13 protein-coding genes and 1 CRISPR repeat array are annotated in these 13,153 nt (G+C 46.3%); of the genes, 6 read left to right on the forward strand and 7 right to left on the reverse strand.

The features are described from left to right. The first annotated feature begins 102 nt into the window (after positions 1 to 102). Positions 103 to 1,143: a GTPase ObgE gene (obgE, locus tag QUB77_RS09170; RefSeq protein ID WP_333171575.1), complete on the forward strand. Its 1,041-nt coding sequence runs from the start codon at positions 103 to 105 to the stop codon at positions 1,141 to 1,143. A 270-nt stretch (positions 1,144 to 1,413) separates the two neighbouring features. Then, a CRISPR array of direct repeats spans positions 1,414 to 2,034; the repeat unit is 37 nt; unit sequence GCCGGAATCAACCTAAACCCCTATCAGGGATTGAAAC. A 92-nt stretch (positions 2,035 to 2,126) separates the two neighbouring features. Here obgE and QUB77_RS09175 read toward each other — a convergent pair. The 4 genes from QUB77_RS09175 to QUB77_RS09190 form a co-directional block, all read right to left on the reverse strand. Then, a complete protein-coding gene (locus tag QUB77_RS09175) occupies positions 2,127 to 2,597 on the reverse strand; it encodes a hypothetical protein (protein WP_333171577.1) in 471 nt (156 codons plus the stop codon). 8 nt (positions 2,598 to 2,605) lie between these two features. Beyond that, positions 2,606 to 2,995 (reverse strand): hypothetical protein, encoded by a 390-nt coding sequence (locus QUB77_RS09180; protein ID WP_333171579.1) that lies wholly within the window; start codon positions 2,993 to 2,995, stop codon positions 2,606 to 2,608. Positions 2,996 to 3,060: 65 nt separating this feature from the next. Continuing rightward, a complete protein-coding gene (locus QUB77_RS09185; protein WP_333171581.1) occupies positions 3,061 to 4,686 on the reverse strand; it encodes a serine hydrolase in 1,626 nt (541 codons plus the stop codon). A gap of 262 nt (positions 4,687 to 4,948) precedes the next feature. Continuing rightward, positions 4,949 to 5,971 (reverse strand): RNA methyltransferase, encoded by a 1,023-nt coding sequence (locus tag QUB77_RS09190; protein WP_333171583.1) that lies wholly within the window; start codon positions 5,969 to 5,971, stop codon positions 4,949 to 4,951. An 86-nt stretch (positions 5,972 to 6,057) separates the two neighbouring features. On the opposite strand from QUB77_RS09190, the gene QUB77_RS09195 reads away from it, so the two are divergent. Further along, positions 6,058 to 6,222 carry a DUF2256 domain-containing protein gene (locus tag QUB77_RS09195; RefSeq protein WP_333171585.1) on the forward strand — a complete coding sequence of 55 codons (165 nt, stop codon included), beginning with the start codon at positions 6,058 to 6,060 and terminating at the stop codon, positions 6,220 to 6,222. A 56-nt stretch (positions 6,223 to 6,278) separates the two neighbouring features. Further along, positions 6,279 to 7,214: an isoaspartyl peptidase/L-asparaginase gene (locus QUB77_RS09200; protein ID WP_333171587.1), complete on the forward strand. Its 936-nt coding sequence runs from the start codon at positions 6,279 to 6,281 to the stop codon at positions 7,212 to 7,214. Between the two features lie 219 nt (positions 7,215 to 7,433). Here QUB77_RS09200 and QUB77_RS09205 read toward each other — a convergent pair whose 3' ends face one another. Together QUB77_RS09205 and QUB77_RS09210 are read right to left on the reverse strand one after the other, a co-directional pair. Continuing rightward, positions 7,434 to 7,607, reverse strand: coding sequence for a hypothetical protein (locus QUB77_RS09205; RefSeq protein WP_333171589.1), 174 nt, complete (start codon positions 7,605 to 7,607; stop codon positions 7,434 to 7,436). 138 nt (positions 7,608 to 7,745) lie between these two features. Next, positions 7,746 to 8,996, reverse strand: a complete 1,251-nt coding sequence (locus tag QUB77_RS09210; protein ID WP_333171591.1) for a WD40 repeat domain-containing protein — start codon at positions 8,994 to 8,996, stop codon at positions 7,746 to 7,748. Between the two features lie 187 nt (positions 8,997 to 9,183). Between QUB77_RS09210 and QUB77_RS09215 the strand changes: the two genes are divergently transcribed. The 3 genes from QUB77_RS09215 (at position 9,184) to QUB77_RS09225 (ending at position 11,499) form a co-directional block, all read left to right on the forward strand. Continuing rightward, entirely contained in the window at positions 9,184 to 9,801 is a 618-nt protein-coding gene (locus tag QUB77_RS09215; RefSeq protein ID WP_333171593.1) for a tetratricopeptide repeat protein, read from the forward strand. A gap of 79 nt (positions 9,802 to 9,880) precedes the next feature. After that, positions 9,881 to 10,369 carry a hypothetical protein gene (locus QUB77_RS09220; protein WP_333171595.1) on the forward strand — a complete coding sequence of 163 codons (489 nt, stop codon included), beginning with the start codon at positions 9,881 to 9,883 and terminating at the stop codon, positions 10,367 to 10,369. Between the two features lie 386 nt (positions 10,370 to 10,755). Then, on the forward strand, positions 10,756 to 11,499 hold the full coding sequence (locus QUB77_RS09225) for a hypothetical protein (RefSeq protein ID WP_333171597.1): 744 nt from the start codon (positions 10,756 to 10,758) through the stop codon (positions 11,497 to 11,499). A 181-nt stretch (positions 11,500 to 11,680) separates the two neighbouring features. On the opposite strand, the gene glmU is transcribed toward QUB77_RS09225, so the two are convergent. Next, a complete protein-coding gene (gene glmU, locus QUB77_RS09230; protein ID WP_333171599.1) occupies positions 11,681 to 13,069 on the reverse strand; it encodes a bifunctional UDP-N-acetylglucosamine diphosphorylase/glucosamine-1-phosphate N-acetyltransferase GlmU in 1,389 nt (462 codons plus the stop codon). Positions 13,070 to 13,153: the final 84 nt, after the last annotated feature.

Below are 13,153 nucleotides of genomic sequence, written 5' to 3' on the forward strand. Positions count from 1 at the left end.
GTTCACCGACCCCGACTAAAGGCAAAGACGAATATTGTGCTTGGATCTGGTATCATAATAAGTAATGACTATTGACACTGACTATTGACTACTGACTAAATTATGCAATTTATCGATCGAGCAGATATTCAAGTCGCAGCCGGCAAAGGCGGCGACGGTATGGTAGCTTTTCGCAGAGAAAAGTATGTACCAGCGGGCGGCCCCTCTGGTGGGACGGGCGGCAAAGGCGGTTCCGTGTATATGGTGGCGGTGGAAAGCCTGCAAACGCTGCTAGATTTTCAGTACAACCGGATTTTTAAAGCCGAAGACGGGAAGCGGGGCGCGCCGAAAAATATGACAGGTGCCGGTGGGGACGATCGCACGATCGAAGTTCCCTGCGGTACAGTTGTTTACGACGCGGAAACTCAGGCAATCTTAGCAGATTTAGTAACGCCCGGACAGACTTTTTGCGTTGCCCAAGGCGGCAAAGGCGGTTTGGGAAACAAGTGTTTTCTGACCAATTCTAACCGCGCTCCTGATTATGCGATGCCGGGTAAAGAAGGAGAACACAAATTTTTGCGTTTGGAATTGAAGCTATTAGCAGAAGTGGGAATTCTGGGGATGCCGAATGCTGGCAAATCAACCTTAATTTCCGCTTTGTCTGCAGCCCGCCCGAAAATAGCAGATTATCCGTTTACAACTTTAGTCCCGAACTTGGGCGTAGTCAGAAAACCCAGCGGCGACGGTACGGTGTTTGCCGACATTCCGGGATTGATTGAGGGTGCTCACGAAGGCGCTGGTTTGGGTTACGAGTTTTTGCGGCACATTGAGCGGACTCGGTTGTTGCTGCATCTGATCGATATTACCGATGAAGATCCGATCGCCAATTATGTCACAATTCAGGAAGAATTGAAGGCTTACAGGCGTGGTTTAGCCAATAAACCGCAGATTTTGGCTTTTAATAAGGTAGATGCGATCGACCTCGAAAGCGAAGAAATCGGTAATTTAATCAGCCGACTTAAAGAAATTAGCGGCGCTCCTGTGTTGTTGATTTCCGCCGTTAGTAGGCTTGGATTGGATGAATTGATGCAGCAAGTTTGGCAGAAACTCGACGAGATGAACGAAAAAGAGGCCGCCGAACAGTTAGCAGTCGCGAGTGTTTAATCGCTTTCCGGTTTCTGGAATTTCCGTGAATGGATAGGTGTTTTTTTGAGGGGGTCAAATCTTTCGGCTGTATGGCTTGTGCGACAAGGGTTTGAGCCTCTATGCTGAAAAAATCTGTTCGCGGAAACGCTGCAATCATTGCTGTGTATAGGTTTAAGATTTGTTGAAAATTTTGCCTCTTGACAGGTCGGTGCCTGAAATGATATTTTTTGGATGCTTGACGGAACAGTACCTTGAAAACTAAATACTGTAATGCTTCTGGAGCGATCGGCCGGAATCAACCTAAACCCCTATCAGGGATTGAAACATTAGCTGCTTTTTATAATATTCCCATTCTATTGAAAGCCGGAATCAACCTAAACCCCTATCAGGGATTGAAACTCCTACTCAAAAAGGATCTAAATGGCACACTTATGCCGGAATCAACCTAAACCCCTATCAGGGATTGAAACTTGCAAGTTTGGCTGTTTTCATCCATGCGGGCTGGAAGCCATGAAAGCCGGAATCAACCTAAACCCCTATCAGGGATTGAAACAGCTCTTTGATTTTGGAAGTTGGCAGCAGCATGATGCCGGAATCAACCTAAACCCCTATCAGGGATTGAAACAACAAAAAGTATGGAGAAATGGAAGCCTTAAACCTCGCCGGAATCAACCTAAACCCCTATCAGGGATTGAAACTGGCAGAGGAAAACGAGATTGAGGAACTCAAGCCGGAATCAACCTAAACCCCTATCAGGGATTGAAACAACCAAATCAGAGGGGAGAGAGCCGATCAGAATTTGCCGGAATCAACCTAAACCCCTATCAGGGATTGAAACGGCTACTTTGACCGCTCGGACTGCAACAGAGTCGGCCGGAATCAACCTAAACCCCTACCAGGGATTGAAACCGAAAAGCTGTAAAAGCGATCGCCCGCGGCGTCAACGCCGGAATCAACCTAAACCCCTATATTGAAACCCAAAATCCAACATCAAGCATAACTCATGCTTCTGTCTGTAAGCGTTTATAGGCGTGAGCTTTGGCTAAACGCATCCAATGTTCTAACAGCAAATAGCGATCGAGTTCGACTTCCTCTCTGGCCGAAAGAGTGCCGGATTTATTGCGATCGAGCAGTTCGCTCATGCGGGCTTGCAACGCAGGTGTGGGGCGGATTGCGAGGATTTCTTCTGGGCTGGGTTGACTCGCTAGCAGTTCGACGATTTCGCGATCGTCTTGGTAGGGGATGGTTTCTGCGGGGGCGAGTTCCCGAAGTGCGCGATCCAGGGCTTCCGGGAGACGATCGCCCAATTGTTGCAGTTTTTCGCCCAGGCTTTCGGGAACTTCTAGGATAATTTGCATTAGTGCTGATGTGAGGATGGGAATTCCCTTGATTGTAACAAACGGAAAAAATGCCGTTAACTGAAATCCCGATCGAGGATTGTAACTGCGCCCGATATTTGCAAAGTTGTTCAAAATTGAGATCACTGGCGAATTTGCCCGTTGTAATCAACTCTGATTCGGCCATCTTGGGAAACCGTAACAACCGTTTCTACAGTAAAGACAGACGAACCAGGCTTGGAACCCTTAAAAGTAAAAGTCCAAGTTCCATCACCATTGTCAACAAACGGCGATTCCTTAGAAGTACCGTGCATAGAAGCTTCAGCTCGATAGTTGCCTAAACCCCCATTAGCCCTTTCTGCTGCTTGACGGGCTAAGTTTTTCGCCCGATTGAGTTCGATATTATTGTTAATCACTCTCACCCCGTCGGTGTCATATTCAGGAGCAGGATTAGCCTTACTCAAGGTGGGGGATACTCCAACAGCTAAAGTTGAAAGCGCTACCAGACAAGCAAGTCGAATGTTTAGTTTCATAATACAAACTGATTTATAGTTTGATAAACTCTACGAGACTAGCCGGAAAAACCCCGGTTGAATTTTCAATTTTTAATTTTCACTTGTGAATCCGCTGGCGTTTCCCCACCGTACAAATAGCGGTAACTAATCCGAGAAATCTCCCGAATTAATGTTTGAGCAGGCTTTTCGGTTTCCGGTGAATGCTTCACCATCACCGCGACCAAATAACGCTTACCGTTGGGCAAATCCACCATCCCCGCATCCGCAAGCATTGTATCAATGTTGCCGGTTTTGTGAGCAATAACTGAACCTTCGCCTAAACCTTTCGGCAGCAAAGAATCATTTCTAGTTTGGCGCATGATTTGCAAAATGCGATCGCGCGATTTGACGGATACCAAATTACCCCGATCAATCTGGGCTATGATATTAATCAAATCCTGCGGACTGGTAGTATTAGTTCCCTCCAAATCAGGCAAATTATTGCGGAGAACCGTGCTACTCAAACCCCAACTGGCAAACTGCTGATTTAAAACCTCAGCACCTCCCAACAACTCAATCATCATATTTGTCGCCGTATTGTCGCTGACAACAATCATCTTTTGGGCAACTTCCAAAGCCGAATACTTCTTACCCGGAGAGTCGTCTTGCATCTCCCCAGAACCGCCTACAATGTGTTCCGGCTTCAGCGTCAGCACCTGATCTAACTGCACTTTGCCCTCATCTACTGCTTGGAAAAAAGCTACTAAAATTGGCACTTTAATTGTGCTAGCTGAAGCAAAAGCAGTATCGCCATTAAAATTTAGGTAGCTTCCAGTATCTAAATCGACTAGAAATATTCCGGCTGTCAGACTAGGATTTTCTGTTGCTAAAACCTGAACTTGCGTTTTCAAAGCTCCTAATTCTTGATTCAGTTGCAGCACTTCTGGGGTCGCGGGTGCCGCAGATGCGGTATCGGCTGGGTTGTTCTGCCCTGCGGTGGTTTGTTCTTCTGGCGCTACAGTGGATGCTCGACTCACAGCATTTACCACCGACAGCAGCGTACCGCAAATCACCGCTATGCCAACTCCCAAAATCAGCAAGCGAGTAGCATACACCAACGGCGGTACGCTCCGAGGAGCAGAGCGTTTACCCGTTCTCTCACTCGCTTGTGGGCGCGGTTTAGGCACGGGGGGTTTTTTGGCATCTGCGGGGATTACGGTGTCTTGAATGCGAACAGGGGGCGAACTGGGACGACTTCCACGGGTGGTAGGGGGAGTGGCTGTGGGGATCTGGCTGTTGGGATTGCTGGCGATCGAACTTACATTTTCCCGCTCCAGAGTCGGGTCTGGAAACTCAAACATATCGACAGCAGCGAGACCTTTTTTGCGTGGTTGGCGAGTCTTCGACTGCGGAGTTTTGCTGGTTCTGGGTTTTCTGGGGTTAATTGCCGAGCGAGGATCGGATAAAAAGTCTTGTGTGGTAAATTCTTCTGAAGATGTGGGAGAATTGGTTCCTTTTCTGCTGCCGCGGCCCTGTTGCAGTGGCACAATCGCAGGTTCGGGCGATCGAATTTCTGAATTGCCGTTTCGCGGTTGCTCCGGGCGGCGACGGCCGGAGTTGCCAGACTGACTGGCCTTGCCGGACTTAGGCTGCTTTGAGCCGGAGTTGGGAGAGGATATCGACGAGGATATCACCGATAATATCGATCCTTTGGGAAACCGCTCTGCCACGTCTTACTCCTTCATCACTAATGTAAAGTTCAAGTTTAAGATTTTTCAGCTTGCCAGCCAATCAATTTTAGATTTTAGATTTTAGATTTTAGATTTACCCCAGACGCTGCATGGTATCAGCAACCAAGTTTATTGCTCGCAAATTATCCCAAAGCTTAGGTTTTTAGTCAAGAAACCCGGTTAGGAAGGTGACAAGTGGGGGCAGGAAAGTTCTCTGTGAAAAAAATCCTCAATCTCACATCCCCAATTATCAGCATTTCTCCTAGCTATCCGTTGGATTTTCCGGCAACGCCCCATCCAGAGTATCAGAATTTGCCTCTCGTGGGTAAGTTTTGATTGCCCATTCTGTTTGGCGGAGGACGCCCCGCAGCATGGCGACTTCATCAATTGTCGGATAGGCTCTGTTGTACAAACGCCGAAATTTTTCCATCCGGCTTGCTGCTGTGTGGTACTGCAAATATCCTATTTTTAACAGCAAAGTTTCTAGTTGCTGGTAATATCCCTCTAAATTTTCCAAGGGAGCACTGGCGAGGGGAATTGAGGGATTTTCTGTCTGGCGGGTGGCAAGTTGTTCTTGGTAACAAGTTGATAAATTATCTGTGGCATCGGGTATTGAAGAGGTAGAGCCTCTGGATATGCGTTCCCCGGCTGAGCCTGGGAACGAGGAATCTTCTTCTTCCTTCCCTCTTCCCTCTTCCCTCTTCCCTCTTCCGACTTCCCTCGGACTGACATCCGTTACATCCGTTACATCCGTTACAGAATCCGTTGCCGAACTTCCTTCTTCCTTCTTCCTTCTTCCTTCTTCCCGGTATAGTTCGTAACAGCAGATAGCGACGGCTTGGGCGAGATTTAGGGAAGTGTAGGCATCGCTGCTGGGAATGCGGATCAGGCGTTGAGCGCGGTTTAATTCGGCATTGGTCAACCCGCAGTCTTCTCGGCCGAAAATGAGGGCGCTGGGGGCTTCAAGGAGCCAAGGCAAGGCATCTGCGGGATCTTCTAGTTGTGTTGGTAACGATCGACAATCATCCCCTGTAGTTGCGATCGCTCTGACACACCCAACCAAAGCAGCAGGCAAACTCTCGACTACTTTGGCAGTTTCCAATATGTCGGCGGCGCGAACTGCCATCAGTCGGGCTTCTTCCCCTAAATGATCGCATTGGGGATTTACCAAAACTAATTGGTGCAAACCCATATTTTTCATGACGCGGGCAACAGAACCCACATTCAATGGGCCTGCAGGTTCGACTAAGACTATTCGGATGTTGGCGCCGGCCGTTGAGAGCATTTTTATTTGGGGAGGTGTTAGGCAGAAATTGGTTGTGTTGTTTGTTTTGATTAAAATTTAATCAGTAATGTAATGTCAAAGTTAGCATGGCCAAGCAGAGATCGAAATCTGATTTACCGACAAAAATGTGCCCAGTGTGCGATCGACCTTTTACTTGGCGCAAAAAATGGGCGGGCTGCTGGGATGAGGTCAAATACTGCTCCGAACGTTGTCGCCGCCGCCGCGAAAGCGGCTCAAGATTAAGAATTTAGGGCAAGTTGCTCGATCGAAGTTAAGATTGCAAAGGAAAAATTTTAGGTTAAAAAATATGGCATCGCAACAAGTGCAACCAAAGTTAGTTATTCACGGCGGTGCCGGCAGTTCTCTACACAGTAAAGGCGGAATTGAGGCCGTGCGGAAATCGCTTTACGATGTTTTGGAGGAAGTTTATCCGCTGCTGAAAGACGGTGCAAGTGCCGTAGATGCAGTGGTGCGGGGCTGCCAATTGTTGGAAGATGACCCGCGATTCAATGCCGGTACTGGTTCTGTGGTGCAGTCGGACGGTCAAATTCGGATGAGTGCTTCGCTGATGGACGGTTTGATGCAGCGTTTCAGCGGGGCGATTAATGTTTCTCGCGTTCAACATCCGATCGAACTTGCTCAATTTTTGCAACATTCGGACGATCGAGTTCTCTCTGATTTTGGTTCGGCGGAATTGCTGCGAGAACTTCAATTGCCGATTTACGATCCGATGACGGATTTGCGTTTGCACGAGTGGATGCAGGAACGCCAAGGCAATTTTAGCAAAGCAATGGCTGACGTGGTGGCCGAACCTGCCGGTGTTGGTACGATCGGAGTCGTAGCTTTGGATGTGCATGGACGCTTGGCTGCTGGGACTTCGACTGGTGGCAAGGGTTTTGAGCGCATCGGGCGGGTTAGCGACTCGGCGATGCCGGCGGGTAATTACGCGACTGGAAATGCAGCGGTAAGCTGTACGGGGATTGGCGAGCACATTATGGACGAGTGTTTGGCGGCGCGAATTGTGGTGAGGGTGACAGATGGTTTAAGTTTGAAAGCTGCTTTTGAGCGTTCTTTTACTGAAGCTGACGAACGTCAACGGGATTTTGGGGCAATTGGAATTGATGCTAGCGGGGCGATCGCTTTCGGCAAAACTAGCGAGGTGATTTTGGGTGCTTTTCACAACGGTATGCAAATGGGCGATACTTTGGAAATGAGCAAGGGAACGCTGATTTTTATTGCTTAAAATGGTTCTTAATCGGTGATTCTGAGCCTCGACTTCTCCAAGAAGTCGGGGTTTTCGATCGGCGTTAGTTTTATATCAAATCTGGTGGCATCCGAATTGATATTACCCACAGTCAGGACTCGGTGCCGTGCCGTTTCTCTACAATTAATCGGGCGATGCTTACATACAAAGCCAGGAAAATTGATTATTTTGGGGTAGGGAAACGGCAATGCCTTGTCCTCATTCCTTCGACTCAGAAATTGAGCGAATTTTTTCTTGCGATCTAGTAAAAATTAATTCACCATCAGTCACTTTTCCTTGAACAATTTGCTGAGTACCGCTAGCAATTTTTTGTCTCAGTTCTGCCAGACGATTCTGTTTCAATGCAATATTTCTTTCTTCTGACAGTTGCATTGTCTGGGCAATTCTAAAAAACCTTAAATCAATTATACTCTAATAAGATAATCGTAAGGTGCGCATTGCGCACCCTACAGATAAAGTTTATGCGTCCAGGACTAATAATTTAAGCCATCGCCCGTCACCTCTGCAATCTTAAATCTGCAGTTGCCAAAGTTTAACTGTACCATTCTCCCCGCCGCTGACGATAGTTTCGCCCAAAAGCCCGATCGCCACCGCAGACACAGCGCTAGAATGTCCATCTAAAGTGTGCAGCAATTCGCCGCGAAGATTCCAAAGTCTAACAGTACCGTCAAAACAGCCGACTGCAAAGTATTTCCCATCAGGGCTAATTGCGGCGGCGGAAGTGATGCGAATTCCTGTATGCAGCGAATGCAATAATTCGCCTGTTTGCAAATTCCACAGTTTGATAGTTTTGCCGCCGTGACTGACAAGAATTTGGCTATCGGGAGAAATTGCTACATAATTTTCGCTGCCAAACGTTCGCCTTACTTCGCCTCCCGGCAATTCCCACAAAGTGACTGTGGCGCGGCAGAAACCGCTGGCTGCATTGAGGCCGCTGGCTACTAGCATTCTGCCGTTGGGACTGAGGGCGATCGCACTAATGTCATCCCCTTTATAGCCTTCCAAAACTTGCAGCAGTTGGCCGGTGTTGAGGTGCAGAAGCTTGATGGTGCCGCGGGTGGTGCCGATCGCCAAAATTTGCCAGTCGGGGCTGACGGCGACGGATTCGTGGCGGTGCACGTCTGCCAAACGCTTCAGCAGTTCGCCGTTTTGCAGGTTCCAGAGTTTGACTGTGCCCGCGCGCGATCGTGTCAGCAGCGTTTTGCTGGCAGGGCTGAAAGCCACTAGCAATACCGCTGTTGAATGTCCGAAAATCGTCTGCCGCAGTTCACCGCTGTGCAAACTCCAAATTTTCACTGTACTGTCGTCAGATCCCGTTGCCACTAATTGTCCGTCGGGACTGATAGCTGCAGATAAAATCCTGTCTGAATGGTGAAGAGTCGCTTTTAAGATGGCGCCGGTTGAGGTTTTTGGCTGCGTTTTATATCCGGCTATTTCCAGCCAGTCGATCGCATCTCTCCAATTTTTGAGAGCATTTCGGGGTCGATTTGTCAATAATTCTATGTATCGGTACAAAGTTTTTGACAAATCAACTTCGACACCTTTGATTTGTTTGTTGAGAAAAACCGCGATTTCCGCTGGGCTGTAGCCGCACAACAAGCCACAGAGATGCCGCTTTTCTACGGGTGTCAGCCCTCTTCTGGTGTGGGGGGCGAATTCTTGTTTGGCATTTGCCAAGTCGGTATAAAGCTTTTGGATGTCCCAGCCTTTGCTTGCGCGTGCAAATGGTTCTTCGGGTCGATCGAGGGTAGAGGGTATCATTTGCGGCAGTCGCGATCGAGTTCCTAGTCAAATTCCTAACCAAAATCCTAACATTCGCTGTGCGCGATCGAACTGTTGTCACCGCTAATCTATTTTTAACACAGCCAACAGGGTAGTGAGTTTCAGGTAGAAAATCTGCTCTTTTACAGTTGGCAAAATAACTATCCCTCAATCGGAAAAATAGAAAATGCCTGGAATTGCGATCGCCTTATTTTTCATCCTAGGTTTAGTTGTAAGTCTTGTTGGCTATTTTTGGGGATTAATTCAAGCTTTTGGAGAGGAAACTATTTGGGGAGTGCTTTACTTGCTTGTCCCCTTGGCTTCATTGGTTTTTTATATCAAAAATTGGAGCAATAAAAAAATCAGAAAAACATTCTTAATTCAAGGTGCGGGATTGCTGATGTTTGTATTGGGAGGAATTACTACTTCAGTATTTTATGGCAAAAATTTTGTAAAAATCTCTGAATCTGCGCCTAATGTAGAGCAGGCGGCTAACGAGCAATCGCCCTCTTATTTTCCTTCTGATTTCAACACTTCTCCATCACCCTATCAAGAGTTATCTCCTGCTTTCGAGTCATTTCCTGTTGCCGCAGCACCTGTTGCTGAGCCTAATTCTGCTCCTGTTGCTCAAAAATATGACTTCAAACAATCGATGAAACTCGGTTATATCTACTACGGACAGGGAGACTATCAAACCGCTTTAATCAATTTTAACAGAGCTTTACAGGTACGTCCGGGCGATGCTTATGCTGTCAAGGCTATTTACAACACCAAAAGTGCGATCGTCCAAAACAATGTCAAATAATAATCCGTGCATTAAAAGTTGCCTACAGCGGATAGATAAGTAATTTACATTTTTTTAAAATTCAACAACAATTAAACTCATGAAGATTCTCAAGCAAACACCAAATAAACTAATAATTAATACTGCGAGTTGCTGGGATGGCTTGCTATTAGTTTGTCCCTTCATCATCATTGGATTATTGCAGATTATTTTAGCATCAAATTGGATAGGGGGAGGCATATTTCTGTTGTTTTCGCTTTCTTTGTTGGACGGCCCGATAGATGAAACATACATTTTTGATAAAACTTTTAGCAAAATGACTATTAAACGACGGGGTGTATGGTTTCATGATGTTACCGAATGCTCAACTCACGAGATTTCTGCGGTGGAATTAGAGGAAGTGAGAGATAGCGAGGGAAATCGTAGCTATTATGTCGATTTGTGGATGTTCGGGGGCGATATCATCTGTTTAAGAAGCTATTCACTAACAGAACAACACAAAATGGCTGACTTGATTCGCAGCTATATCTCGATTAACGATAATCGCAGCCTTAGCAATGTATTTGCCGTGCAAGTCCGTGAATCGTAGCTATCCTGTAGGAAATCGCCCAAATGGATAACTAACGATAATTAGGTAGGCGCAAATAAACCTGATAATGTAACAAAATGTAAACCTGTACTCATCTGGGTGATTATTTTCCTAGGGAGCGCGAAGTTAACGTTTTATTCCCCATAATATAATTAATATATTTTTAAGATTCATATATTTAAAATCATGGAAAGCTATCTTAAATCCAGCAGCAGGTAAACTAGCGATATTTGTTGTCGGTCAGCAATTTTAGTGCTAACCTATTACAAAAATAAAAGGGGTCATGGCAGAGGACGACTTCAAATAATATATAAGTTAACAATTCGGCTAACCGGGGTGAGTAAGGCGATCTGTAACATCATTTTTGGAATTGAAGGGTGGAATAAATGAAAATAATCAAGCAAACAGCAAGTGAATTAATAATTCAGACTCAAAGCATATTTGATTTTTGGTTGCCTAGCTGTTTATTCATGGCTTTTGGACTGTTCGGGCTGGCTTTTGATTATCATAAAGCAACCCTGAGCTGCCAACGATTGCAGGCCAAACAAGGCAGTTGCCAGATTGTGCGATCGAATTTACTGGGTTCAAAAATCCAAGAAATTGAGCTGGCTTCTTTGCAGGGAGCTAAAGTTCAAAGATGCGGCTATAAAACCCGAGTTGTACTTCTAACTTCTGTTGGCAATGTTCCTTTCACTGCTAACTCCCCTAATTGGGGAAGCCAAGACGCTGTTGCTTCTGACATCAATTTTTTTGTTAAAAATGCCAAAGATCGATTGCTGCGCTTAAGCCAAGAAGATCGCTGGTTGGGATGGACAGGAGGCATATTTTTGCTCGCAGCAGCCGCAGTGATCGTCTTGAGAAATAATGAAACCTTCAGCTTCGATGGAAATTTAAACACCTTGACTGTTAAACAGCAGGGTTTGCTTGCACGTAAAGTAATTGAATACTCTCTGTGCGAGATTTATGGCGTGGAAGTCGATCGAACCAAAGATCGGCAGAATGACACTTGGTACGAAGTCAGACTGTTAGTTTGTGGAGGATCTCGAATATCCCTGCCCCACACGATGAGTCCCTACAAGCAAGTAGAAATCGCCAAAGCGATTAACAACTATCTGCACGAGCAAAAATAACACAAAATAGCCGATCGCGATCAACCCGATTTCTCAAGGTTGCGGACTTACGCAGAAACCGGGTTTTTCACCAAAATCTCTTCTAGAGTGCGATCGCTGCCGTTAGAAAGACCGGCTTTCTTTGGTATCCAGTGCCAAACTCGCAGGTGGAAACTGAATCATCTAAAAAGTGAACAATTGTTCACTTTTTTGGTTCTTTCAACTTCCAACCTGGTTTGACAACTTGCCTAGAACGCGCAACTACTAAACAATCATTCGGCACATCTTCTGTTACCACAGAACCCGCCGCTACAGTAACATCTTCCCCCACAGTTATCGGTGCCACCAGCACGCTGTTAGAACCAGTTTTACTCCGATCGCCTATTTGAGTTTTGTGCTTGTTTTTTCCGTCATAATTTGCCGTAATTGTCCCAGCACCGATGTTGACTTTTTCTCCCAAAGTCGCGTCGCCTAAATAAGACAAGTGAGCGACATTAGTTCGATCGCCTATTTGAGTATTTTTCAACTCTACAAAATTGCCGACGCGGCAGTTCGCCCCAATTTCTGCGTGTCCCCGCAAGTGTGCGTAAGGGCCAATTCGCGAATTTTCAGCAACTATACTGTCAGAAACCACCGAATAAAGCACAGTCACATTTTCCCCAATCTGACTGTTTTCGATCAAACTGCCGGGGCCGATGCGACTCCCAGAGGCGATCGAAGTTTTGCCCCGCAAGTGAGTTTGCGGTTCAATTACCGCATCCGGCTGCAACTCTACTGTATCGTCGATCGTAATGCTGTTGGGATCTAGCAGCGTCACTCCCGCCGTCATCCACTTGTCCTTGATCCGCGTTTGCAAAATATCGCAAGCTGTGGCTAAATGTTTGCGATCGTTAATTCCCAATATTTCTTGATAATCTTCCACATCCACGGCCATCACCGGATTGAGGAAATTTACCGTATCAGTTAGGTAATATTCTTTTTGGTCATTGTCTGCCTTCAATTCTGGCAAAATTTTCTCTAAATCCGGCCAGTGAAAGCAGTAAACACCTGCATTAATGCGGTGATTTTGCTTTTGAGCTTGTGTGCAGTCCCGGTCTTCGACAATTTGCTGGACTAAGTTTTGACTGTCGGTAAATACTCGGCCGTACCCTTGAGGATTCGGCAAATTAGCTGTCAATAAAGTAGCAGAGTTTTGGTGCTGTTTGTGAATTGCTATCAATTGTTTGATAGTTTCTGCCCTCAGCAAAGGTACATCCCCATTTAAGACCAGCAAGTCTCCTTGAAATCCTTCTAAGTGAGGCAGCAATTGTTGGATGGCATGACCTGTTCCCAATTGTTCGGTTTGCTCGACAAATTCTAGGGGAGGAAGTTGAGAATTTTTCTCCGATATTTCTTGGCCTCTAATTAGAGATTCTTTAACGAGTTCGCCTCGATAACCGACGATGACAAGTCGCCTGGTAATTTGAACTTCTTGACAACTTTGGAGGACTCTCTCAACTAGCGATCGACCGCCCAATTCGTGTAGAACTTTGGGCAAGTCAGATTTCATGCGCGTGCCGCGTCCAGCCGCTAAAATTGCTATTGCTACCATTGTACGATCGAGTTATTTGCTATAAAAACTTGAATATTGACAAACTGATGATATCACTCGCTGCCGGCCGATGGCACTGCGATC

This window comes from Microcoleus sp. AT9b-C3 (assembly GCF_036705485.1).
GTDB lineage: Bacteria > Cyanobacteriota > Cyanobacteriia > Cyanobacteriales > Microcoleaceae > Microcoleus.

Excerpts from the sequence above, each read along its gene's own strand:
- obgE (WP_333171575.1), top strand. The coding sequence starts at position 103 with ATGCAATTTATCGATCGAGCAGATATTCAAGTCGCAGCCGGCAAAGGC.
- QUB77_RS09180 (WP_333171579.1), bottom strand. The coding sequence starts at position 2,995 with ATGAAACTAAACATTCGACTTGCTTGTCTGGTAGCGCTTTCAACTTTA.
- QUB77_RS09190 (WP_333171583.1), bottom strand. The coding sequence starts at position 5,971 with ATGCTCTCAACGGCCGGCGCCAACATCCGAATAGTCTTAGTCGAACCT.
- QUB77_RS09195 (WP_333171585.1), top strand. The coding sequence starts at position 6,058 with ATGGCCAAGCAGAGATCGAAATCTGATTTACCGACAAAAATGTGCCCA.
- QUB77_RS09200 (WP_333171587.1), top strand. The coding sequence starts at position 6,279 with ATGGCATCGCAACAAGTGCAACCAAAGTTAGTTATTCACGGCGGTGCC.
- QUB77_RS09205 (WP_333171589.1), bottom strand. The coding sequence starts at position 7,607 with ATGCAACTGTCAGAAGAAAGAAATATTGCATTGAAACAGAATCGTCTG.
- QUB77_RS09210 (WP_333171591.1), bottom strand. The coding sequence starts at position 8,996 with ATGATACCCTCTACCCTCGATCGACCCGAAGAACCATTTGCACGCGCA.
- QUB77_RS09215 (WP_333171593.1), top strand. The coding sequence starts at position 9,184 with ATGCCTGGAATTGCGATCGCCTTATTTTTCATCCTAGGTTTAGTTGTA.
- QUB77_RS09220 (WP_333171595.1), top strand. The coding sequence starts at position 9,881 with ATGAAGATTCTCAAGCAAACACCAAATAAACTAATAATTAATACTGCG.
- QUB77_RS09225 (WP_333171597.1), top strand. The coding sequence starts at position 10,756 with ATGAAAATAATCAAGCAAACAGCAAGTGAATTAATAATTCAGACTCAA.
- glmU (WP_333171599.1), bottom strand. The coding sequence starts at position 13,069 with ATGGTAGCAATAGCAATTTTAGCGGCTGGACGCGGCACGCGCATGAAA.